Below are 21,155 nucleotides of genomic sequence, written 5' to 3'. Positions count from 1 at the left end.
CACCGGCGGCGGAACCCATTCCTGACCTGTCGGGAGCCGGACGGGATCACCGGGGGGGGCAACGGGGGGGGCCGGTGGCGCCCACGGTCGGACGTGCCGTCGACGCAGCGTCAGGCTCAGGCGTTGACGCAGGTGTTGCCGAACGCCGGGTTCAGCAGGGCGATGATGTTGATGGTGTTGCCGCAGACGTTGACCGGGACGTGGACCGGCACCTGCACGACGTTGCCCGAGAGGACACCGGGGGAGCCCACGGCCGCACCCTCGGCCGTGGCGTCGGCAAACGCGGTTCCCGTGGCGCCGGCTGCGGCGAGACCGGCGGAGGCCAGGACCAGGGCGGCCTTCTTGGCAGAGTTCATGGGAAGTGCACCTTCTGTTCGATGTTCTGCCCCGACCGGGGCTCACACCGAGAGAACGGTCCGGACCGCCCGACGGACACGGCCTGCACGCGATCAAACCTGTTCAGCCCAATCGCCTTGCCCACACCTGGTGTTCGGCCGACCGCCCCGTGGCGGCCTGCCACGCTACGGGAGCGCGGGCACGTCCGGGACCTCGGGGATCTCGGGGATCTCGGGGATGTCCGGGATCTCGGGAATCCCGGGGGCCACCGGCGCACTGTCCGCCGGCGGGACGGTGACGGGCACGCCCGGGATCGTGACCGGCAACTCCGGGACGGGGGGAACGGCGGGCACGGCCGGCACAGCGGGCGCAGCGGGCACGGCGGGGAGCGCCGGGAGCCGGATCGGCGGAAGCGTGATTCCCGGCAGAAGTCCCTGCAGCCTCTGCAGGAGGCCTTCCAGCGTCGCGGAGATGCCCGTGAGCAGGTCGTCGATCGGACCGGCCGGTGCCGCGGCCCGGCGCTGCTCCACCTTCTGCTGGGCCGCTGCCACTCGTGTGCGCAAGGACGCGGCGGTCTCACCGTCCGCGGCGACGGCGGGGGCGACCGCCCCGGTGAGTATGACGGCGACGAGGGCCGGGGGGACGAGGATGCGGGCGCGGAGACGGGACGGCGTGGAGCGGTGCATGGGGGTTCCTTTGCTGGTCGCATAGAAACGGACCCGAGCGATCCGCTTCATTGCCCACCGTCGCGACAGCCTGCACGGAGCGCAACCGGAGCCCGTCCGAACGCAGGACCAGTCCCCGCACGGCAGTTGCTCCGGGCCGCGTACGGGCTTCGTGCACGCGTCCGGGGCGGACTCACCCGGGCCGGGGAATCCCCCTGCGGGCGCGGGCCGTTCGAGTGAAGCCACGGAACCAACGGGCCGAAGGGCAGTTGACCAGGGCGCTCCACTAGCGGGCACTCGTGCGACAAAAGGACCAATCATGCTCAAGAAGATCATGACTGCTGCCGCGGTCACCGCCGCCGCCGTCGGTGCGGGCGCTGCTCTTGCCGCTCCGGCCATGGCCATTGGCAACGACAACGGGATCAACACCGTCAACGGCAACGGCTCCCAGCAGATCTACGGCAACCAGAAGACGGCCGGCGACATGAGCCCGCAGCTCAGCCTGGTCCAGGGCACCCTCAACAAGCCCTGCATCGGCCTGCCCGCGAAGGTCAACCTCCAGAACGTCCTCGCCGCGCTGCAGATCGGCGTCCAGGACGTCAACCTCCTGTCCAACCCGATGAACCAGCAGTGCGTCGAGAACTCCACCCAGGCCAAGGGCGACGAGGCGCTGTCGCACATCCTGGACAACATCCCGATCCTCTCGGGCAACGCCTCCATCGGCAGCTGATCTCCGCTCCCCCTTGCCCACTGCGGTCCGGGCCTGCGCCCGTGGAGCGATGTGACGAGGGCCCCGGCAGCGTCCAGCTGCCGGGGCCCTCGTGCACGCCCGGCCGCCGTCAGCTCGTCCAGAACTCCCACCACCGGGTCAGGACCAGCATCCCGATCACGCCGGTGTGCAGGACGGGCGGCACCCAGCCGAACTCGGTGAGGAAGCCCTTCACCGGCCCGGGCGCGGGCAGCGCCCCGGTGCGGACGTTGAGCGCGGTGACCGCCCAGAACATCACGAGCGTCGCCACCCAGGTCAGACAGCACCACAAGCACAGCGCGTTGATCTCGTAGAGGGACTGGGTCATCAGCCAGGTGCAGAAGCCGACGCCGAAGGCCGTGCCGGCGTTCAGTCCCAGCCAGAACCAGCTCCGCTGCCGGGCGCCCGCCAGCACCCCCACGCCGGCGCACACCACGGCCCCGAACGCGACCAGCCCCAGCATGGGATTGGGGAAGCCGAAGACCTCCGCCTGCTCGCTCTGCATGACGCTGCCGCAGGAGACCACCGGGTTGAGACTGCAGGCCGGCTTGAAGTCCGGGTCCTGGAGCAGGAGGAACTTGTCGAGGGTGATCACCCATGAGGCCAGCACCCCGGCGGCCCCGGTGAGGACCAGCAGCCAGGCCAACGTCCTTGGCACAGCGGCCGGTTCGCCCTCGTGTCGAGTGCTGGGCCGCCCCTGCTGGCGGGGGACGCCCACTGTTTTCGTAGCCATACCGCCCATGGTCCCGCACTCCTGGACAGACCCGGGCGAACCCTGAGGATTCCGCCACGAGTTGACCTGAAGGGGTGGCGGGAACCCCCGTTGCTTCCCGGACGTTTTACCGAACCCCGGACGTGATGTCAGAGCCAGGGGCTACGTTGAGCTTCCGCGAAGTCACATGCTGCGACGGCCTGGAGACCCACCTTGAGCGATCCGTACGAGACAACCGAGGCGCACCTCGAGCGACTCCTGGGCCGCGCCCTCAACTCCTATGACCTGCCGGACCGGTTGGTCGAGCGCCTCGGGACGGCGCTCGCCCACAGTTCTTCGCTGTACACCACGAGCCACAGCCCGGCGGCGGGGCGGTGGCGGGAGACCCACCGGCACACCTACCTGCTCTCCGACGGCGGTTCGGCGTCCCTGTGGGAGCTGGTGTACCGGCACGAGGGCGACCGGACCATACGGCACGAGGTCTTCACGAGCCGCGTCGAGGCCCGCCTGGCCGTGGCCCGGCTGTTCGGCGAGACCCCGGAGGAGGAGGCCTTCGACCCCTCGGCGTTCGACCCGGAGGAGGAGCCGGAGGCCGCGGACCGGGACGCGGCCGCGCTGAGCGCCCTGCTCACCGCCCCGACCGCGGCGCAGCGGTACCGGGAGTACGCGGTGGAGCAGTCGGCCGACCACGCCCGACGGGTCCTGCGGCGCGCCGAGAACCCGGACCGGCCCGGGGAGCGGACGGCGCTGCTGCTGAAGTCGGCGTACGCGCACCGGATCACGCAGGCGTTCGGCACCCTGCAGTGCCTGGCAGACGGGCGGGACGCCGGGTTCCGGCTGTACGAGCACGCGTTCGTCCTGCTGGACGGCAGCGAGACGAGCCTGTGGGAGGTCGAGCACACGGCGACGCCGGACGGGCGCCACATGTGCGAGGTGTACGAGACGGAGGCCGCGGCACGCGGTGCGATGGAGGTCCGCGCGCACGGCTGAGGCGCAGCCGTCAGACGGCGGTCGGCTCGATCGGGCCCGTCGGGTCCACCGGCCCGGCCGGCGGTTCGAGCCGCACCGTGGCACGGCCCGGTACGGCCGGCTCGGTCAGGTACCGGTCCAGGAGCGGCCGCGGCGTGATGCGGACGGCCTCGGGGCGCAGGTCCGCGGGGGTCGGCATGGCGCTGCCCGGGAGGCGGACGGCGGCCGCGCCGTGGGCCAGGGCGGAGGCGAGGGCCTCCGGACCGCTGCCACCGGCGGCGAGGAAGCCGGCCAGGGCGGCATCGCCCGCGCCCGCGTTGCTGCGGACGGCCGCCACGGGGGCGGAGCCGTGCAGGATCCCGTGGGCCGAGGCCAGTAGCTGCCCGTCCGCGCCGAGCGAGGCCAGGACGGCGCCCGCTCCCCGGGAGCGCAGCTCCTCCGCCGCGGCCGCCACATCGCCCAGGGTGAACAGGGGGCGGCCCACCGCTTCCGCGAGCTCGGCCGCGTTCGGCTTGACCACGTCCGGGCGGGCGGGCAGCGCCTCCGCCAGGGCCGGGCCGGAGGTGTCCAGGGCGACCCGCGCGCCCGTCGTACGGGCCCGGGCGACCAGTTCGGCGTACCAGTTCGGCGGCAGGCCGGGCGGCAGGCTCCCGCAGGCCGCGATCCAGTCGGGGTTGCCCGCGCAGGTGCGGACGGTGTCCAGCAGGAGCGCGGATTCCGCCGGGGTGAGGACCGGGCCGGGGGCGTTGACCTTGGTGAGGGTGCCGTCCGGTTCGACGAGCGAGACGTTGGAGCGGGTCCGCCCGAGGATCGAGACGGCGGTGACGTCGACGCCCTCGGCGGCCAGGAGTTCGGCGAGCAGGGTGCCGGCCGGGCCGCCGAGCGGCAGCACCGCCGTCGTCCGGACGCCCGCGGCGGCTGCGGCGCGCGAGACGTTGACCCCCTTGCCGCCCGGGTCGAGCCGGTCGGCGGCCGCGCGCAGCACGGCGCCCCGCTCCAGCGCGGGGACCTCGTACGTCCGGTCGAGGGAGGGGTTCGGGGTGACGGTGAGGATCATTCGGGCACGGCTCCCTTGGAATCTCCCTCACCGTACGCCCGTTATGCCCGGAATCAAAAGGAACGGGCACGTCCGCCCGAAGGAGCGGACGTGCCCGTGCGCAAGGGGCCGCTACGGACCGGCTACGCGGCCGGAACCTTCTCCGGGGCCTGCTCGACGGCGCCCTCGCGCTGCTCCGGCGACACCGACGTGCGCGGCAGCATGAACATCACTGCGAAGATCACCACCAGTACGGCCACGATCCACCACAGCGCCCCGCGGAACGCCTCCACGTACGGCGGCCCGAAGACGGAGTCGTCGTCCATCTGCCCGAAGAAGACCACCGAGGTCAGGCCGAGGCCCAGCGCGTTGCCCATCTGGCCGGTGGTGTTGATCAGCCCGGAGGCGGAGCCGGCGTGCTCGCGCGGCACCTGGGACAGCACCGTGTCGGTGAGCGGGGCGACGATCAGGCCCATTCCGAGGCCCATGACGACCAGCGGGGCGGCCATCTGCCAGGAGGTGATCTCCATGCCGAAGTGCTGCGCTTCCCAGATGTAGAGCAGGATGCCCGCGGCCATGGTCAGCGCACCCGCCTGGAGCACCTTGCGGCCGAAGCGGGGGACGAGCTTCTGCACCGACATGCCGGCGGCGACCGAGACGGCGATGGAGAACGGAACGCCGGTGAGGCCGGCCCGCAGGGCGCTCCAACCGAGGCCCATCTGCATGTACAGCGTCCAGACCAGGAAGAAGATGCCGGTCGCGAGGCCGAAGGTCAGCTGGACGGCGATACCGCCCGCAAAGCTCTTGATCTTGAAGAGGGAGAGCTCGACCAGTGGCGAGCCGTCCTTGCGGATCTTGTGCTTCTCGTACGCGATGAACGCGACGAAGACGAAGGGCACCAGGGCCATGGAGACGAAGCCCCACAGCGGCCAGTCGTTCTCCCGGCCGTGGGTCAGCGGGAAGATCAGCATGACCAGGCCGAGGGTGGCGAGGACGACGCCCACCAGGTCGAGGCGCAGGGCCGTGGGGGCCTTGGACTCGGTGATGAAGGCCCGGCCGAGCAGCACGCCGGCGATTCCGACGGGCAGGTTGATCAGGAAGATCGGGCGCCATTCGAGGCCGAAGAGGTTCCACTGGGTCAGCAGGGCGCCCAGCAGCGGGCCGGAGACGGCGCCGAGGCCGACGATCGCGCCGAACATGCCGAAGACCTTGCCGCGCTCGTGGGGCGGGAAGGTGACGTGGATGATCGCCAGTACCTGCGGGACCATCATGGCCGCCATGCCGCCCTGGAGGATGCGGGCGGCGACGAGCACGTCGGGGTCGGGGGCGATGCCGCAGAGCAGCGAAGCGACGGTGAAGCCGGCGATACCGATGAGGAAGAGCCGCTTGCGGCCGTAGATGTCGCCGAGGCGGCCGCCGGTGATCAGACCGGCCGCGAAGGCGAGCGCGTAGCCGGCGGTGATCCACTGGATGGCGCTGGTCGAGGCGCCGAAGTCACCGCGCATGCTCGGTATCGCGATGTTGACGATCGTGACGTCGACCAGGTCCATGAAGGCCGCGGTCATCACGATGGCGAGCGCCAGCCAGCGGCGGCGGTCGGCGGGGGCGTCCGGGGCGGGTGAGACGGGTGCGGCTGCGGGGGTGGATGCCGGCGCCTCTGCCTCGGCGAGGGCGGAATTCCGCTCCCCGGATGCGGGCCCGGTCTTTCCTCCGGGCGATGTCTGGGTCGTCTCGCTGCTCATGGAGAGAAACCTAGACCGCGTCTAGGTCAGATGGTGTCCTATTTTGCTGGCAGCCTGGGTCCCATGACCGACACCCCGGCACGGCTCCTCACCCTGCTGTCCCTGTTGCAGACCCCGCGCGAGTGGCCCGGCAGCGAACTGGCGGAGCGGTTGCGGGTGAGCACCCGCACGATCCGCCGCGACATCGACCGGCTGCGGGAACTCGGGTATCCGGTGGAGGCCACCTTGGGCTCGGAGGGCGGGTACCGACTGGTGGCGGGGGCGGCGATGCCGCCGCTGCTGTTGGACGACGAGGAGGCCGTCGCGATCGCGGTGGGGCTGCGGGCGGGGGCCGGGCACGCCGTCGAGGGCGTCGAGGAGGCCTCCGTACGGGCGCTGGCCAAGCTGGAGCAGGTGCTTCCGGGTCGGCTGCGGCACCGGGTGGGCGCGCTCCAGTCGGCCACGAGCGCGGTGACCCGCGGCGACGGGGCCACCGTGGACCCGCACACGCTGACGACGATGGCCTCGGCGGTGGCCGGGCGGGAGCGGCTGCGGTTCGCGTACCGGGCGCGGGACGGGGCCGGCACGCGGCGGCTGGTCGAGCCGTACCGGCTGGTGAGCACGGGCAGCCGGTGGTACCTGGTGGCCTACGACATGGACCGGGAGGACTGGCGGACCTTCCGCGTGGACCGGGTGGCGGAGCCCTTCGCGACCGGCGCCCGGTTCGCCCCGCGCGAGCTGCCGATGGACGCCGTGGAGTTCGTCCGCCGGGGGCTGCACGGTCGGCAGACGTACGCGGTGGAGGTCGGCTTCGCCGTGGCGGCCGGGGAGCTGCCCGGCTGGCTGCAGCGGCACGCCGTACCGGTGGAGGGGGGCACGGACGGGGCCGCGGGGGCCGGCGGGCGGCCGCGCTGCCTGGTGCGGTTCGAGACCGGGGAGTCGCCCGAGTGGCTCGCGGCCCGGTTGGCGCTGACCGGACTGCCGTTCGCGGTGCACGCCCCGGAGCTCCTGGCCGAGGCGGCCCGCGGCCTGGCCGGGCGGCTGGCGGCGGGCGCGGGGGCGGCGGCGGGCGCGCGGGCCGCGACCGGGACGGCGGCTGCCGGGTAGGGGGGGCGGCGGGCGGCCGGGGACGCCCCCGGCGCCTGGAGGGGGGCGGCACCGGGGGCTGGTACCGGTCGGGTGCGGGCCCGAGGGGCCCGGGCCCGTCAGGCCACTGCGTCGATCAAGCCACTGCGTCGAAGCCCGTGTCGCGCGCCATGCGCTTCAGCTCCAGCAAGGCGTGCTTCTCGATCTGGCGGATCCGCTCGCGGGTCAGGCCGTGCTGCTTGCCGACCTCCGTCAGGGTCCGCTCCCGGCCGTCGTCGATGCCGTACCGCATCTTGATGATCGACGCCGTGCGCTGGTCGAGCTTGCCCAGCAGGTCCTCCAACTCCTCGCTGCGCAGCAGGGAGAGGACGGACTGCTCTGGGGAGATCGCCGAGGTGTCCTCCAGGAGGTCGCCGAACTGCGTCTCGCCCTCGTCGTCCACGGACATGTTCAGGCTCACCGGGTCGCGGGCCCAGTCCAACACGTCGCTCACGCGCTGCTCGGTCGCGCCGAGCTCGGCGGCTATCTCCGCGTGGTCGGGTTCCCGGCCGTTCTCCCGGTTGAACTCCCGCTGGATGCGCCGGATCCGACCGAGCTCCTCGACGAGGTGGACGGGGAGGCGGATGGTGCGGGACTGGTCGGCGATGGACCGCGTGATGGCTTGGCGGATCCACCACGTCGCGTACGTCGAGAACTTGAAGCCCTTGGTGTAGTCGAACTTCTCGACCGCGCGGACCAAGCCCGCGTTGCCCTCCTGGATCAGGTCGAGCAGGGGCAGGCCGCTGCGCGGGTACCTGCGGGCGACGGCCACGACGAGACGCAGGTTGGAGCGGATGAAGATCTCCTTGGCCCGCTCGCCCTCGGCAGCCAGGACCTCCAGCTCCTCGCGACTGGGGGACTCCCCGCCGCGTTCCACCTCACCGTCGAGGATCTGCCGGGCGTACACGCCCGCCTCGATGATCTGTGACAGTTCCACTTCCTTGGCCGCATCGAGCAGCGGGGTGCGCGCGATCTCGTCCAGGTACATGCCGACCAGGTCGCGGTCGGCGATCTCCCCGCCCGCAGCGCGGGCGCTGCCCTCGGACTGCTGGCGGGCGACGGCGCGGGTTGCCATGCGTGCTCCCTTGCAAACGTGTTAGGTCGCGGTGCGGCTGCTGGAACGCGGCTCTGCGTCCCCGGACACTCTCCCGAGTGCCCGCATCCATGGGAGACAACGGCTGGAATCAGGACAGAATTCCCACGCCGGTCCCTCTTTTTCGCGATCTTGCAGTACCCTGCCCCGCCACACCCCGGACAGACGGCGGCCCCGGCTCCGCCGGAGCGCGAGGAGTCGCAGGTCAGGCAGGGGGACGAGGATGATCGGAAAGCCCTCGCCCGCCGTGCGCGGACCGGGCCGGCACAGCGCCCGTGAGACCGCTGTCACACGGATGGCGGAAGCACTCCTGCCCCCGAAGACGACTCCCGACGGCTTCTGGTTGCGCGGACCGGCACCGGACCCCGGCGGGCGGAACCCGGGGCCACCGGGGCAGCGGCGAACCCTCGGGAGCCGGACTCAGCCGAACTGGACCGAGCGCTTCGACAGCCCCATCCAGAAGCCGTCCACCGCGTCCGTACGGCGACCCAGGTCGCCGGCGGCGTCGGCCGCGCCGAGGGCGACGAAGAGCGGGGCGAAGTGCTCGGTGCGCGGGTGGGCGAGGCGGCCCGCCGGCGACTTGGCCTCGAAGTCCAACAGGGCGTCCACGTCGCAGGCCTCCAGCGCCTCGCGGCCCCAGTCGTCGAATTCGGCCGACCAGGCCGGCACGCCGGGCCCGGTGTGGCGCAGGGCGGCCAGGTTGTGGGTGAAGAAGCCGCTGCCGACGATCAGGACGCCCGCGTCGCGCAGGGGGGCCAGCTTGCGGCCGACGTCCATCAGGCGCCGCGGGTCGAGCGTCGGCAGGGAGATCTGGAGCACCGGGACGTCGGCCCGCGGGTACATCTCGACGAGCGGGACGTACGCCCCGTGGTCGAGGCCGCGGTCCGGGAGGTCCTGGACGGGGGTGCCGGGGGCGCGCAGCAGCCCCCGCACGGCGGCGGCGAGGTCGGGGGCGCCGGGGGCGTCGTAGCGGACCCGGTAGTAGTGCTCGGGGAAGCCCCAGAAGTCGTACACGAGCGGTACGCGCTCGGTGGCGCCGAGGGCGAGAGGGGCCTCCTCCCAGTGCGCGGAGACCATGAGGACCGCCCGGGGGTGGGGCAGGGCGGCGGACCAGGCGGCGAGCTCGCCGGGCCAGACCGGGTCGTCGGCGAGCGGGGGCGCGCCGTGACTCAGGTAGAGGGTGGGCATGCGGCCCGGGGCCGGAGCCGGGGAGGCCGCGCCGGCGGCGGCGGTGGCGGTGGCGGCCGGGTGCGGAGTGGCCGCGTCCGAGGGGGCTGCGGGCGGGGGCGGGGGCGGGGTGGTGGTCACGGTGGCGCTCCTCGTTCGTCCTGACGGGGCCGGGACGAGACGGACCCCGCGTCGTTCAAATTTGAACGACGCGAGGTCCTCCCTCATTCCCGGACCGTCACTCCCCCGGGCGCCCCGCGGCCCGTCAGTGGGCCATCACCGGGACCTTCACGCCGGCCTCGGACCCGGCCCCGGCTCCGGACCCGCCGGACCCGCCGGACGCGACCGGGCCGCCGGCACCGGGACGGCCCGTGTTGATCAGGGTCACGGCCACGGCCGCGCTGACGAGGAGGATGCCCACCGCCCACCAGATGGCGGTGGAGTAGCCCTCCACCATCGCCCGGGCCCCCACCAGCTGCGCCGCGGCCCCGCCCGCCGACGCCTCGGCCGCGTGGTCGGTCAGGTACGCGGTGGTCGCGGAGGCGGCGATGGTGTTCAGCAGGGCGGTGCCGATCGCGCCGCCGACCTGCTGCGAGGTGTTGACCATCGCGGAGGCGACACCGGCGTCGGCCGCGGCCACCCCGTGCGTGGACAGGGACATCGCCGGCATGAACGCCGTACCCATGCCGAGGCCCAGCAGCAGCTGCGCCGGCAGGATCAGCGCCGGGTACGACGAATCGACCTCCAGCTGGGTGAGCATCAGCATGCCGGCGGCGGCGACCAGGAAGCCCGGCCCCATCAGCAGCCGCGGCGGGACCCTGGTCATCAGGCGGGCGCCGATCTGCGTGGAGCCCGCGATCATGCCGGCGATCATCGGCAGGAAGGCGAAGCCGGTCTTGACCGGCGAGAAGCCCTTCACGACCTGCAGGTAGTAGGTGAGGAACAGGAACAGGCCGAACATCGCGATGACGGCCAGGCCGAGGGAGAGGTAGACACCGCCGCGGTTGCGCTCCAGCAGGACGCGCGGCGGCAGCAGCGGGGACTTCACCAGGGCCTCGGTGCCGACGAAGGCCGCCAGCAGGGCCGCCGAGGCGACGAACACGGCCACGGTCACCCCGCTCGTCCAGCCGGCCGACTCGGCGCGGGTGAACCCGTACACCAGGGCGACGAGACCGAGCGTGGACAGGACGACGCCGGGGACGTCGAGCGGCGCGCGGTTGCGGCCCCCGGCCGGCTCGCGGATGGCCAGCCAGGCGCCGGCGGCCGCGACGACGGCGAACGGGATGTTGACGTAGAACGTCCAGCGCCAGTTGAGGTACTCGGTGAGGAAGCCGCCGAGGATCAGGCCGACGGCGCCGCCGCCGCCCGCGATCGCCCCGTAGATGCCGAAGGCCTTGGCCCGCTCGGTGGCGTCGGTGAACATGACGGCCAACAGGGACAGGGCGGCCGGGGCGAGCAGGGCCCCGAAGGCGCCCTGGAGCGCGCGGGCGCCGAGCATCATCGCCTCGCCGGTGGCGGCGCCGCCGAGGGCGGAGGCCAGGGCGAAGCCGACGAGCCCCACGACGAACGCGTTCTTTCGCCCCCACTTGTCGGCGATGCGGCCACCGAAGAGGAGCAGGCCGCCGAAGGCGAGCGCGTAGGCGGTGATGACCCACTGGCGGTTGCCGTCGGAGATGCCGAGGTCGGTCTGGGCGGAAGGCAGCGCGATGTTCACGATCGTCGCGTCGAGGACGACCATCAGCTGCGCCAGGGCGATGAAGACGAGCGCTTTCCAGCGGTTGGGATCGGCAGCCGGCGCCGGCGAGGGCGGGGCTGGGGCGCTTGTCGCGGCCGTTTTCGGCATGGGGGTACCCACTTCACAGTCTTCAGCGTGCGGAATGACGGATATGGCGTAGTTGGAAGGGATTTACGACGCTAACGGGCCCTGCCCGGAACGTCACACGGTTTTCTGCCTGAGGTCGTCGAGGGTGGCCGCCCCGCCGGGCAGCACGGAGCGGGCCGGGGCCCGCAACCCGTCGAGGAGGAGCTGGAGATGGCGGTGGACGAAGGTGTCCACGTCCGTGCAGGTGACGCCCGGGAGGGGGCGGCTGAGCTGCGACAGGGCGACCATCAGGTCGCCGACGCCGACGTCGGCCCGGATCAGGCCCGCGCCCTGGCCGGCGGCCAGCAGCCCTTCGACCGCCTCCGCCAACTGGTCGCGAGCGGAGAGCAGTTCGGGGTGCTCGCGGTCGAAGTCGCCGCTGAGCATGGCGCACAGGGCGCCGATCCGCTCGTCCGCGGCGGTGTGGGTGAAGCGGCACAACGCGGCGAACGCGTCGGGCTCTTCGGCGAGCGACCGCTGCGCCTCGACGGTGACCCGGTCCATCACGAACAGCACGACGTGGTGGACCAGGGTGGCGCGGTCGGGGAAGTGGCGGTACACGGTGGCGTTGCCGACGCCGGCCCGGCGGGCGACCTCGTCGAACGGCGCACCGGAGCCGTGCTCGACGAACACCTCCCGCGCCGCCACGAGGATCCGCTCGCGGTTGCGCACGGCGTCGGCGCGGGGGCGCGGGGCCGCAGCGGAAGTGGTGCTGGCGGTGCTGGCGCTGCTCTTCATGCGCGGCCTCCTCGACCTGGACTCCGTACGGACCGGCCCACCGCACCGAAACGGGGAGCCGGTCCCCGCTTTCGGGGACATCCTTCCAAACGGGGATTGCGTCCCCGGTTATTTCACTCCTCCGAGTGACCTGGGCCACACTCCCGTTCCCGTTCGGCGCACCCGACGCGCGGCCGCGCCACGCCCGGCGGAGGGTGATCGCACGGAGCGCAGTCCGGGTCCGGCCGGCTGCCGCGGACCCGAAGGCGATCTCCATGCCGCAGACCCGCCACCGGATACGCAGACCACACCGCGCCGGCGCCTACATCGGCCTCACCGCGCTGGCCCTCGGTGTCACCGCCACCGCCAGCACCGGGCTGGGGGGCCAGGGGCGGTCCGCAGCAGGTCCCGCCGCCACGGCGGCCGAGTCGGCGCTCGCGCCCTGCCGGATAGCCGGCGCAACGGGTGTGCAGATGTCCGAGGGCCTGCCGACACCGCCCGGGTACTCCCGCTCGACCGGCGAGGTCCGCGCACTGAACCTGATGGTCGACTTCCCGGACGCCAAGGGCGAGGGAACGGCCCTCGACCGGCTGGCGGAGTTCTTCCCCCAGACCGCGGAGTGGTTCCGGACCAGCTCCTACGGCCGGCTCAGCTACCGGGCCGAGGCACCGATCAAGACGTGGCTGCGGATGCCGATGCCGTTCGCGGCGTACGGGATCGAGCGCGGGTCGCCCTACGAGCCGGGCTACCGGCAGCTCGTCGAGCACATCGCGCAGGCCGCCGACCCCGATGTGGACTTCCGCGCCTACGACCTGGTCAACATCCTGGTCACGCCGAACGCCGGACCGTCGGCCCTGGACACCGTGCTGTCCGTGACCTTCTCCGGCAACGCGGAGGCCCCGGTGGCGGACGGCGTGCCGCTCGCGAACACGTCCTTCGTCTACAGCCGGCAGGACGACGGCTCCGGCACCTACCGGGAGACCGGCTACCGGGTACTGCCGCACGAGAACGGGCACGTCTTCGGCCTGCCCGACCTCTACACCGCCGACGGCGGGGGCGCGGTCGGGCACTGGGACATCATGAGCGAGGACTGGGGCGCCAACAACGACCTGCTGGGCTGGCACAAATGGAAGCTGGGCTGGCTCGACAGCACGCAGATCAGCTGCGCCTCGAACTCCGGCGTCAGCGACCACGTCCTGTCGCCGCTCGCCGTCGAGGGCGGCACCAAGCTGGCCTTCATCCCGCTGTCGGACAGCTCCGGGTACGCGGTGGAGGTACGGACCCGAGCCGGGAACGACGAGGCCGTCTGCAAACCGGGCGTCCTCATCTACAAGGTGGACTCGCTGGTCGACACCGGGCAGGGCCCGGTCACCGTCCTGGACAGCGCGGCCGGCAGCGGCGGCTGCACGCGGCGGCCCAACGTGCACGGGGAGCTGTCGGACGCGCCGTTCCAGTCGGGCGAAACCTTCACCGACGAGAAGGCGGGCATCAGCGTGTCGGTGGTGGGCGAGCTGCGCAACGGCAGCTTCCAGGTGCGGATCACCCGCCCGTGAGCCGCTGTCCGCGGGTGCTGCGGTACTCCTCCCACGTCCACAGCAGCTGCCGCCGGGCCAGGACGCCGACGGCGTGGCGCCGGTACTTCGCGGTGCCGCGGACGTCGTCGATCGGGTTGCAGGACGCGGCGGCGAGAACACCGAACTGCCGGACGACGGAGGGCGCGAGGGCCTGCCCGGACTCCCAGAACCCGCCCTCCTCCAGCGCCGCGCACAAGAACTCCTCGGCTGCCGCGGCCCGCACCGGGGTGGGTGCGGCGGACCCGATCCCGGTCCGGACGGTCCGGCTCCGCGGGTGCAGGGCCATCCCGAAGGCACAGACGGCGATGACCATGGCGTTGCGCGTGCCCACCTTGGAGAACTGCTGGGGCCCGGTGGCGTTCGCGATCCGGACGGTCTTGATCAGCTCGTCGGGGGCGAGGGCGTTGCGCTTGACGCCGGTGTAGAACGCGTCGATCGGGATCAGCCGCGTTCCCCGTACGGACTCCACCTCGACCTCGGCGCCGGCGGCGAGCAGCGCGGGGTGGGCGTCGCCGGCCGGGGAGGCGGTGCCGAGGTTGCCGCCGACGCTGCCGCGGTTGCGGATCTGCGGTGAGGCGACGGTGTGCGAGGCGAGGGCGAGCCCGGGCAGCGGGCCGCGCAGCTGCTCGACGACGACCGTGTACGGGACGGCGGCGCCCAGGACGGTGGTGGCCTCCCCGGTCTCCCACGCGTAGAGCAGTCCGATGCGGGTGAGGTCCATGAGGTACTCGGGCCGGCGGTGGTCGAAGTTGATCTCGACCATCACGTCGGTCCCTCCGGCGATCGGCAGGGCCGCGGGATGCTCCGCCTTGGCTGCGAGGGCCTCTTCCCAGGTGGCGGGACGCAGGAACTCCATGGTCCGGCTCGCATTCGTCGCGGGGAGGCCAGAACGCCCCGCCCTCTACGGAACCCATGGACCACACGCCCGGCCCCCAAACCGGATCCCGGAGTTTTCCGCCGACACGGCGGTGGGGGCGGATGGCGCGGTCGGTGCGGAGAGGAGGTACGGTGATCATGACCTTTCTGAACGAGTTCAAGAAATACTTGGGGGGCCGGTGCACCGTCACCGCATCATGATTTCCGCTGCCGTCGTCGCGGCAGCCGTGGGCCTCGTACCGGGCGTGGCACAGGCGGCGGGACCATCCGCCGACCGCACCCCCGGCGCGACGGCCACGCCCGACCCGGCGAAGGCGGGCGCCGCGAAGACCGCGACGGGGAAGACCGGGAGCGGGACGGGGAACACCGGGGCCGGCACGGGGAAGACCGGGGCCGAAGGGTCGAAGGCCGCGGTGACGAAGGCCGAGCTGGAGAAGTCCACCTTCTTCAGCCCCGCCGAGCGCGCCGTCCGCACGACCCCGTCCGGCGCGCCGGCGCCGCACGAGGGACCGGCCCCGGCCCAGCGCGCGGGAGGCGCCGAGGCCGCGTCGGGCGACCCCTACCTCGGCATCACCATGGGCGCCGACAACACCAGCGCCCGCGGCATCAGGCTGACCGCCTACGTCATGAGCATCACCGACATGAGGTCCGTGGTCGACGTGACCGTCGACTGGGGTGACGGCAGCACCCAGAACGAGTACCTCCTCTCGGACTCCGACTACCCGTTCCTGCACCTAGACCACGCCTACACCGGGCTCGGGGCCCACAAGGTCACCGTCACCGCGACCAACCGCTACTTCAAGCTGACGACCACCAACACCGTGGACGTCGTCGTGTCCGGCTCCGAGTTCACCCCGCACGCGCCGACCCGGCTCCTGGACACCCGCAACGGGACCGGCGCGCCGAGCGCCCGGGCCGTCGCCCCGTACGGCACGACCCGCGTGAAGGTCGCCGGTGCCGGCGGCATCCCCGCCGGGGCGTCCGCCGTGGCCCTCAACCTCACCGCCACCAACACCACCGCCGCCGGGCACGTCACCGCCTACGCGGCCGGCACGGAGCAACCCACCACGTCGAACGTCAACTTCGCGGCCGGACAGTCCGTCCCGAACATGGCGATCGTCCCGGTCAGCGAGGACGGCTACGTCGAACTGGCCAACCGCAGCGCCGGCGCGACGGACCTGATCGCGGACGTCACGGGCTACTTCACGCGCTCCGAGGCCAACGGCTACACCTCGCTGGCACCGACCCGCCTCGTCGACACCCGGGAGGGGCTGGGCACCGACCGGGGCAAGGTCGCCGGGCAGCGGACGTTCGACACGCAGATCGCCGGCCGGGGCGGCGTGCCCGCCGGCGGCGTCACGGCCGTGGCCCTCAACGTCACCGTCACCAACCCCGAGGAAGCCGGTCACCTGACCCTCTTCCCGAGCGGGCAGCAGACGCCGACCACGTCGAACCTGAACTTCACCGCCGGGCAGACGGTCGCCAACTCGGTGATCGTGCCGGTGGGCCCGGACGGCAGGATCAACGTCCGCAACGGCTCCTGGAACCCGGCCGACGTGATCGTGGACGTCGTGGGCTACTACAGCGCCGACGGCAAGGCCGCCTACCGGCCCCTCACGCCGAAGCGCCTGACGGACACCCGCGAGTGGAACTGGCCGGTCGACGGACAGGACTACCGGAAGCAGGAGGTGTCCGCGGACAAGTCCGCGATCGAGGGCGCGGTCCTGAACGTGACGGTCACCAACACGCAGGGCAGCGGCCACCTCACGGTCGCCCCGGACCCGAACAGCTGGGACCAGTACACCAGCGGCAAGGCCGTCCGACCGACCCCGCCCAACTCCTCCCACCTCAACTGGACGAAGGGCACGACCGTCTCGAACCTGGTCCAGACCAGCACCGGCCTCAACAGCCTCCTCGACTTCTGGAACCGGGGCTGGGAGCCGACCGACCTGGTCGTCGACATGTTCGGCGTGTACGACCGGCGCTGAGCCCCCACCAGACGCGGGCACACCGCGGACCCCGCCCGCACACCGCATGATCCGTACGCGCAGGAATCTCCGCGTACGGATCATGCACCACCCGCTACACTGAGCGCGGTGGCCAAGCCCTTACGGGCTGCTGCCGCGACCACGCCTTCGTAGCTCAGGGGATAGAGCACCGCTCTCCTAAAGCGGGTGTCGCAGGTTCGAATCCTGCCGGGGGCACCGCTGCACGAGCCGCTGACCTGGAGTTCTCCTCCAGGGTCGGCGCTCGGCGGCGCAGTCGACGCGACGGCCCCGGACCCTAACGTCCGGGGCCGTTCCGTATGCCCTCCTACCGAGCGGCCTCGGCCACGGCTGCCGCGATCAGGTCGGCCGCCTCCATCTCGTCCAGCCGGACCAGGCCGAGGTCCCCCGCCCGGTCCGGAGACGCGGGCAGCGGTCGGCCCGCCGGCTCCCAGCGCAGGCCGTCCCGGCCGAACACCTCCGCGTGTGCCCCGCCGCGTACGACTCGCCGCCGCAACAGCGGCCCCTCGCGGTCGGCCGGCGCGTAGTAGGTGATGCGTCCCTCCGCGTCGACCGCGTCGAGGACCGCGCGGTCGAGGGAGCGCAGCGCCGGGGTGCCGAGGCAGCCCCGCAGGGTGCCGGGGCGCATCAGCACCCCGGCCAGGTCCAGAAAACCGGCACCGTCCTGGAGGAACTCCCCGCCCCGCTCGTAGAAGAGGACCAGCGGCTCGTAGAGGTCGGGAAGCCCTGCGAAGGCGTCCGGGTGCTGCGAGCGGTACTCCGCCAGCCGCACCGCGCCGGTACAGGTACGTGTGACGGCGCCGCTTCCGGCCGTCCCGTCCACGTGTTCGTGGAGTGCTTCGGCGATCTCCGAGGAGAGGGTGAACTCGGGGTCCACGTGTTCCACGACGTCGAAGAAGGGCCAGGCGCTCTCGGCCGAGCAGGCCCGCGCCCACAGCCCCGCCCGCCGCAGGTATTCCCGCATGAGCAGACGGCGGGACATGACCCGGGCGAACGCGTCCTCCCAGTCCCCGTCCCATTCCACTGCCCGGAGGCGCTCCAGCAGGATGCCGCCGGGGTGTTCCCGGGAGCACCCGCCGTCGGCCTTGGCGTCGTGGGCGGTCCCACCCTCGGCGTCCATGGCCTGCATGGCGTCCATGGCGTCCATGGCGTCGAGGGTGGCGGGAGCCAGCGTGAGGAACGGCGCGGCGGCGGCGTTCTCCTCCACGCTCCCCAGCCGGATCATCGTGCCGTTGAGGTCGACGTATTCCTCCAGGTAGTACCCGCCGCCGCGCTCGTACATCAGCAGCAGCGGCTCGTACGGGTCCGGGAGATCGGCCGGCATGCCCTGCTCGGCATCCCGTACCGCCGCCCAGCGCACGGCAGCGCGGCACGTGGTCCGCAGCGAGGCCGGGGCGAGACCGTGCAGGAGATCCTCCAGCTCGGCCGCCACGTCGGGCGGCGGCTGCGCCGCCCCCGCCCCGAGGTGCTCCGCGACGTCGAAGAACGGCCACGCCCCCTCGGCACCACAGGCCCGGGCCCACAGGGCGGAACGGCGCAGGTACTCGCGCATGAGGAGGGCCCGGGAAGGGGCGTGGGCGAAGGCGGCGGAATCGTCCTCCCAGCCGACGGCCCGCAGCCGCTCCAGCACGGTACGGCAAGGATCGTCGGTCACTTCGGGTCCTGCCCCTCCCTCCGCAGCTCCTGGCGGCACGGCACCTCCACGGGAACGCCGTTCAGCGGCCGGACAGTTCCTGCAGGGCATCGAGCGATTCCACGTCCCGGATCTCCGTGACGGTCTCCGCCGAAGCCGCCTCTCCCAGAGCGTCCAGCGCAGTCTTCCCGGCTTGACGCGCCTTGGCGAACGCCAGCAGGAGCGGCACACCGGCGGTGAAGGCGAGGTCCCCGGCCGCGGTGCAGGGCTCGTATCCGGCGGAGCCGTCGTCCGGCCCCGCCCAGAGGTAGCCGACGGTGCGACCGCTGCGCCGGACCTCGACGTACCTGACCGGGCCTTCCGTGAACGCCTCGTACGACTGCTGCTCGTAATCCTTCGGCAGGAGGTTCAGCATCCGCCGCCATCTCGCCGGTACGGCGAAGGTGCTCCAGGGATCGATGTAGTCCGTGCCTTCCTCCGCGAGATCCTCGAAGCCGGCAGCGGTGGGCCGGCCGTAGTACGTGGGATCACCGGGGTCGACCTCGGCTTCGAGCGACTCGGACACGGCGCTGAGCAGGGCCGCCAGGCGGGGCGCGTTCACCGCGGCGACCTCGGGCTGCGGGCGTTCCCGTAGGTCCAGGGTCATCCAGGCATCGGAGTACGCCGCGATCGAGACGATCGCGTGTCCCTTGGGCCAGACGACCAGGCGCAGCGCGAACAGACGCTCCGAACGGTGGGCCGCGCCGTCTGCGTCCAGCCAGTCGCCGGGCAGCACGCTCCACAGGTGGAGCGTCGCCTCCTGACGGAACCACGCTGCGCCCGCCTCCTCCGCACGGTCGAGGGGTCGTCCGGGGCCCTCCCACTCGTACCGAACCCGTCGCGGAGCCTCCAGAGTGACGACGCTCACTCCCCCGTGTCCCCAGCCGTCGAAGAGGCCGAGGTCCGTCCCGACGGAATGAAGCCGGTCGAAGAGCTGGAACGCTCGACGCGCGCCCTGCCCTCCGGAGACGTCGACCGTCGTCTCCCAGAACCATTCGCCCACAGGGTCCGTAGTGATCACAGCATGTCCTTCGGATCGGTCTTTGAGCCCGGCGGGACGACGAGCGTTCCGTCATCGAGCCTGATGACGAAGGTCACGTCCTTACCGGCTTCGAACCGGCCACGGCCGTTCTGGTGGATCTCCATCAGCTTGTCGGCAGCGCCGTCGGCCATCCACTTGGCGACGGTACCCTGCCCGTCGACGAGCATGACGCGGTGATCGCCCACGGAGTGGGTCACCTGGCCGAGGTACTTGCCACGGGTGATTTCGGCGATCGGATCCAGAGGGTTGTTGAGCCGCTTGAGCTGGTAGACGAAGACCTGTCCGTCGTCGGCCACGAGACGCACGTCGGCGTCGCCGCCCTTGTCGTTCTTGATCTCGAAGTCGATCCGGTCCCCGCCGAACCCGCTCTTGGCCAGGTCGTCGGCGAAGACGATCTGGTCGATGCCGGGTTCGGCCATGTGCGTCTTCTTGGCGCCCAGGCTGGACACCACCTGGCCGAAGTTTTCGCTGCCGTTGAAGCGGCCGGAGGCGAGGATCTCGGCGACCTGCTGTCCGCGGGGGTTTTCCGCGAGGACCTCAAGGACCCTCTCGAACACGGGGGGCTTCGGCCGTGTCGCGCCCGGCATGCCCTTCACCGCATCCCGCACGGCCTGTTCCAGTTCACCGCCCCGCGGCATGGGGGCCGGATCGACGGCGCCGTCCGGGGTCGTTCCGGTAGGCGCGTGGTCTCCCGGCGGCGGAACCGTCTCGTCTACGGCACCGCCCGGCAGGCCGTTGTCAGGCGTGCCCCCGCTGCCCGGCGTGTCCGGCTCGTGGCCACCCGTGGAGGGGCCGTCCGTGTGGCCGGTACCGCCCGGGCCGTCCGTGTGACCGGTACCGCCCGGGCCGTCCGTGTGACCGGTACCGGTACCGCCCGGGCCGTCGGTGTGACCCGTAGCGCCGGGCGTCTCGGGGTGAGCCCCGCCCGTGGACGGGGTGTCGGCACGGCCGCCACCGGTGGCCAGCGGTTCCGGGCGGGGTCCGCCCGGGTTCGTGGTGGGGTTGTCCGTGCTGTTGCGGGGCATGTTGTCCGGGGCGTGGCCGCCGGGGGTGGTGTCCGGGCGGGGGCCGGGGGTGTGGTCGCCGACGGTGCGGACCGGGTCGGAGATGTCGGAGCCGAGGCGGATGACGTCGTCGCCGCGGCCGCCGACGGCGGCCAGGACGCGGTCTTCCGCCTTGACCGTGGCCGGCGAGTCCGCCTTCGGGGCGTCCGCCTTCGGAGTGCCCGCGCCGTCAGGCATGTCCGGGGTCTTCTCGACCGGGGCTTCGTCGATGTGCTGGTAGAGGCTGCCGTCTGCCTTGTAGTAGTTGCCGTCGCCGTCGAGGTACTTCGCCGGACCGTCGAAGGGCAGTTTGACCGTGCCCGGGGGCAGGGTGGCGGTCCCCTCCGGGAGCTTGATGGTGTCGTTGGGGAGCTTGATCGCGCCTTCGGGGACGGCCGCGCCCGAGGGGAGGTGGACCGTTCCGTCCGGCAGCATCTTCGCCCCGTCCGGCAGGGCCACCGCACCATCGATGTTGATGTTCGGGATCTCGATGTTGCCCATGCCCTTCAGACCGGCCATCACATCACCGATCTTCGAGAACCCCGCACCCGCGCCCTTGAAGATGTACGTCATCGGGTCGACGGCCCGACCCGCCTTCCCCGCGAACGACAAGGCCTTCGCAACGGCACCCGCCTTGCCCGCACCGGCGACCGCACCACCCGCACCGCCCGTGAAGACCGTGGTGAGGACGTTGAAGGTCACCGCGCCGGCCGCACGGGACGGGTTCGACCCCCACTGGTCCCACGCCAGGAGCGCCTTGCCCGTCTCCTTCATCGCGGTGCGCGAATCCCG

General features: G+C 72.3%; 17 protein-coding genes, 1 tRNA gene and 1 pseudogene. 6 read left to right on the top strand and 13 right to left on the bottom strand.

The annotated features are described in order from the left end of the window. Positions 1-116: 116 nt before the first annotated feature. Together ACFV7Q_RS32525 and ACFV7Q_RS32520 are read right to left on the bottom strand one after the other, a co-directional pair. Complete coding sequence (locus ACFV7Q_RS32525) at positions 117-356, bottom strand: chaplin (RefSeq protein ID WP_385434035.1); 240 nt, start codon at positions 354-356, stop codon at positions 117-119. Between the two features lie 165 nt (positions 357-521). Further along, positions 522-1,022, bottom strand: coding sequence for a hypothetical protein (locus tag ACFV7Q_RS32520; RefSeq protein WP_385434033.1), 501 nt, complete (start codon positions 1,020-1,022; stop codon positions 522-524). Between the two features lie 298 nt (positions 1,023-1,320). Here ACFV7Q_RS32520 and ACFV7Q_RS32515 point away from each other — a divergent pair, with 298 nt between their 5' ends. Next, positions 1,321-1,731 (top strand): rodlin, encoded by a 411-nt coding sequence (locus ACFV7Q_RS32515; protein ID WP_385434031.1) that lies wholly within the window; start codon positions 1,321-1,323, stop codon positions 1,729-1,731. Between the two features lie 109 nt (positions 1,732-1,840). Here ACFV7Q_RS32515 and ACFV7Q_RS32510 read toward each other — a convergent pair whose 3' ends face one another. Continuing rightward, the gene (locus ACFV7Q_RS32510; RefSeq protein ID WP_385434029.1) at positions 1,841-2,482 is read right to left on the bottom strand and encodes a vitamin K epoxide reductase family protein; all 642 of its coding nucleotides are present in this window, start codon (positions 2,480-2,482) and stop codon (positions 1,841-1,843) included. Positions 2,483-2,674: 192 nt separating this feature from the next. Here ACFV7Q_RS32510 and ACFV7Q_RS32505 point away from each other — a divergent pair, with 192 nt between their 5' ends. After that, positions 2,675-3,451 carry a DUF6227 family protein gene (locus tag ACFV7Q_RS32505; RefSeq protein ID WP_385434027.1) on the top strand — a complete coding sequence of 259 codons (777 nt, stop codon included), beginning with the start codon at positions 2,675-2,677 and terminating at the stop codon, positions 3,449-3,451. Positions 3,452-3,461: 10 nt separating this feature from the next. On the opposite strand, the gene pfkB is transcribed toward ACFV7Q_RS32505, so the two are convergent. After that, a complete protein-coding gene (gene pfkB / locus ACFV7Q_RS32500) occupies positions 3,462-4,487 on the bottom strand; it encodes a 1-phosphofructokinase (protein ID WP_385434026.1) in 1,026 nt (341 codons plus the stop codon). A 122-nt stretch (positions 4,488-4,609) separates the two neighbouring features. Then, positions 4,610-6,208, bottom strand: a complete 1,599-nt coding sequence (locus ACFV7Q_RS32495; RefSeq protein ID WP_385434025.1) for an MFS transporter — start codon at positions 6,206-6,208, stop codon at positions 4,610-4,612. A gap of 63 nt (positions 6,209-6,271) precedes the next feature. Between ACFV7Q_RS32495 and ACFV7Q_RS32490 the strand changes: the two genes are divergently transcribed. Next, on the top strand, positions 6,272-7,294 hold the full coding sequence (locus tag ACFV7Q_RS32490; protein ID WP_385434024.1) for a helix-turn-helix transcriptional regulator: 1,023 nt from the start codon (positions 6,272-6,274) through the stop codon (positions 7,292-7,294). Positions 7,295-7,409: 115 nt separating this feature from the next. Here the strand turns inward: ACFV7Q_RS32490 and ACFV7Q_RS32485 are convergent, their stop codons facing one another. The 4 genes from ACFV7Q_RS32485 to ACFV7Q_RS32470 all read right to left on the bottom strand — a co-directional run bounded on the left by ACFV7Q_RS32485 (position 7,410) and on the right by ACFV7Q_RS32470 (position 12,171). Next, a complete protein-coding gene (locus ACFV7Q_RS32485; RefSeq protein ID WP_385434021.1) occupies positions 7,410-8,387 on the bottom strand; it encodes a sigma-70 family RNA polymerase sigma factor in 978 nt (325 codons plus the stop codon). A 438-nt stretch (positions 8,388-8,825) separates the two neighbouring features. Continuing rightward, positions 8,826-9,593, bottom strand: coding sequence for a dioxygenase (locus ACFV7Q_RS32480; protein WP_385434037.1), 768 nt, complete (start codon positions 9,591-9,593; stop codon positions 8,826-8,828). Positions 9,594-9,837: 244 nt separating this feature from the next. Continuing rightward, positions 9,838-11,415 (bottom strand): MFS transporter, encoded by a 1,578-nt coding sequence (locus ACFV7Q_RS32475; RefSeq protein WP_385434019.1) that lies wholly within the window; start codon positions 11,413-11,415, stop codon positions 9,838-9,840. Between the two features lie 93 nt (positions 11,416-11,508). Then, positions 11,509-12,171: a TetR/AcrR family transcriptional regulator gene (locus ACFV7Q_RS32470; RefSeq protein WP_385434017.1), complete on the bottom strand. Its 663-nt coding sequence runs from the start codon at positions 12,169-12,171 to the stop codon at positions 11,509-11,511. A 254-nt stretch (positions 12,172-12,425) separates the two neighbouring features. On the opposite strand from ACFV7Q_RS32470, the gene ACFV7Q_RS32465 reads away from it, so the two are divergent. Continuing rightward, entirely contained in the window at positions 12,426-13,703 is a 1,278-nt protein-coding gene (locus ACFV7Q_RS32465) for a M6 family metalloprotease domain-containing protein (protein ID WP_385434016.1), read from the top strand. Here ACFV7Q_RS32465 and ACFV7Q_RS32460 read toward each other — a convergent pair. Then, positions 13,690-14,580 carry an FAD binding domain-containing protein gene (locus ACFV7Q_RS32460; protein WP_385434014.1) on the bottom strand — a complete coding sequence of 297 codons (891 nt, stop codon included), beginning with the start codon at positions 14,578-14,580 and terminating at the stop codon, positions 13,690-13,692. The two genes, ACFV7Q_RS32465 and ACFV7Q_RS32460, sit on opposite strands and share 14 nt — an antisense overlap. A 217-nt stretch (positions 14,581-14,797) precedes the next feature. Here ACFV7Q_RS32460 and ACFV7Q_RS32455 point away from each other — a divergent pair, with 217 nt between their 5' ends. Together ACFV7Q_RS32455 and ACFV7Q_RS32450 are read left to right on the top strand one after the other, a co-directional pair. Next, positions 14,798-16,588: a hypothetical protein gene (locus tag ACFV7Q_RS32455; protein ID WP_385434013.1), complete on the top strand. Its 1,791-nt coding sequence runs from the start codon at positions 14,798-14,800 to the stop codon at positions 16,586-16,588. A gap of 143 nt (positions 16,589-16,731) precedes the next feature. Then, a tRNA-Arg gene (locus ACFV7Q_RS32450) sits at positions 16,732-16,804 on the top strand. 109 nt (positions 16,805-16,913) lie between these two features. Here ACFV7Q_RS32450 and ACFV7Q_RS32445 read toward each other — a convergent pair. The 3 genes and pseudogenes from ACFV7Q_RS32445 to ACFV7Q_RS32435 all read right to left on the bottom strand — a co-directional run. Beyond that, positions 16,914-18,260, bottom strand: coding sequence for a hypothetical protein (locus tag ACFV7Q_RS32445; protein WP_385434011.1), 1,347 nt, complete (start codon positions 18,258-18,260; stop codon positions 16,914-16,916). Between the two features lie 61 nt (positions 18,261-18,321). Continuing rightward, positions 18,322-19,299, bottom strand: a complete 978-nt coding sequence (locus tag ACFV7Q_RS32440; RefSeq protein ID WP_385434009.1) for a hypothetical protein — start codon at positions 19,297-19,299, stop codon at positions 18,322-18,324. After that, positions 19,296-21,155: pseudogene (locus ACFV7Q_RS32435) on the bottom strand (hypothetical protein); the annotation flags it as partial. The pseudogene ACFV7Q_RS32435 and the gene ACFV7Q_RS32440, both read right to left, overlap by 4 nt.

The sequence above is a fragment of the Streptomyces sp. NPDC059851 genome, from assembly GCF_042732005.1.
GTDB lineage: Bacteria > Actinomycetota > Actinomycetes > Streptomycetales > Streptomycetaceae > Streptomyces.
Note: the sequence above shows the minus strand (reverse complement) of the source record. Positions and strands in the feature narration are given on the sequence as shown.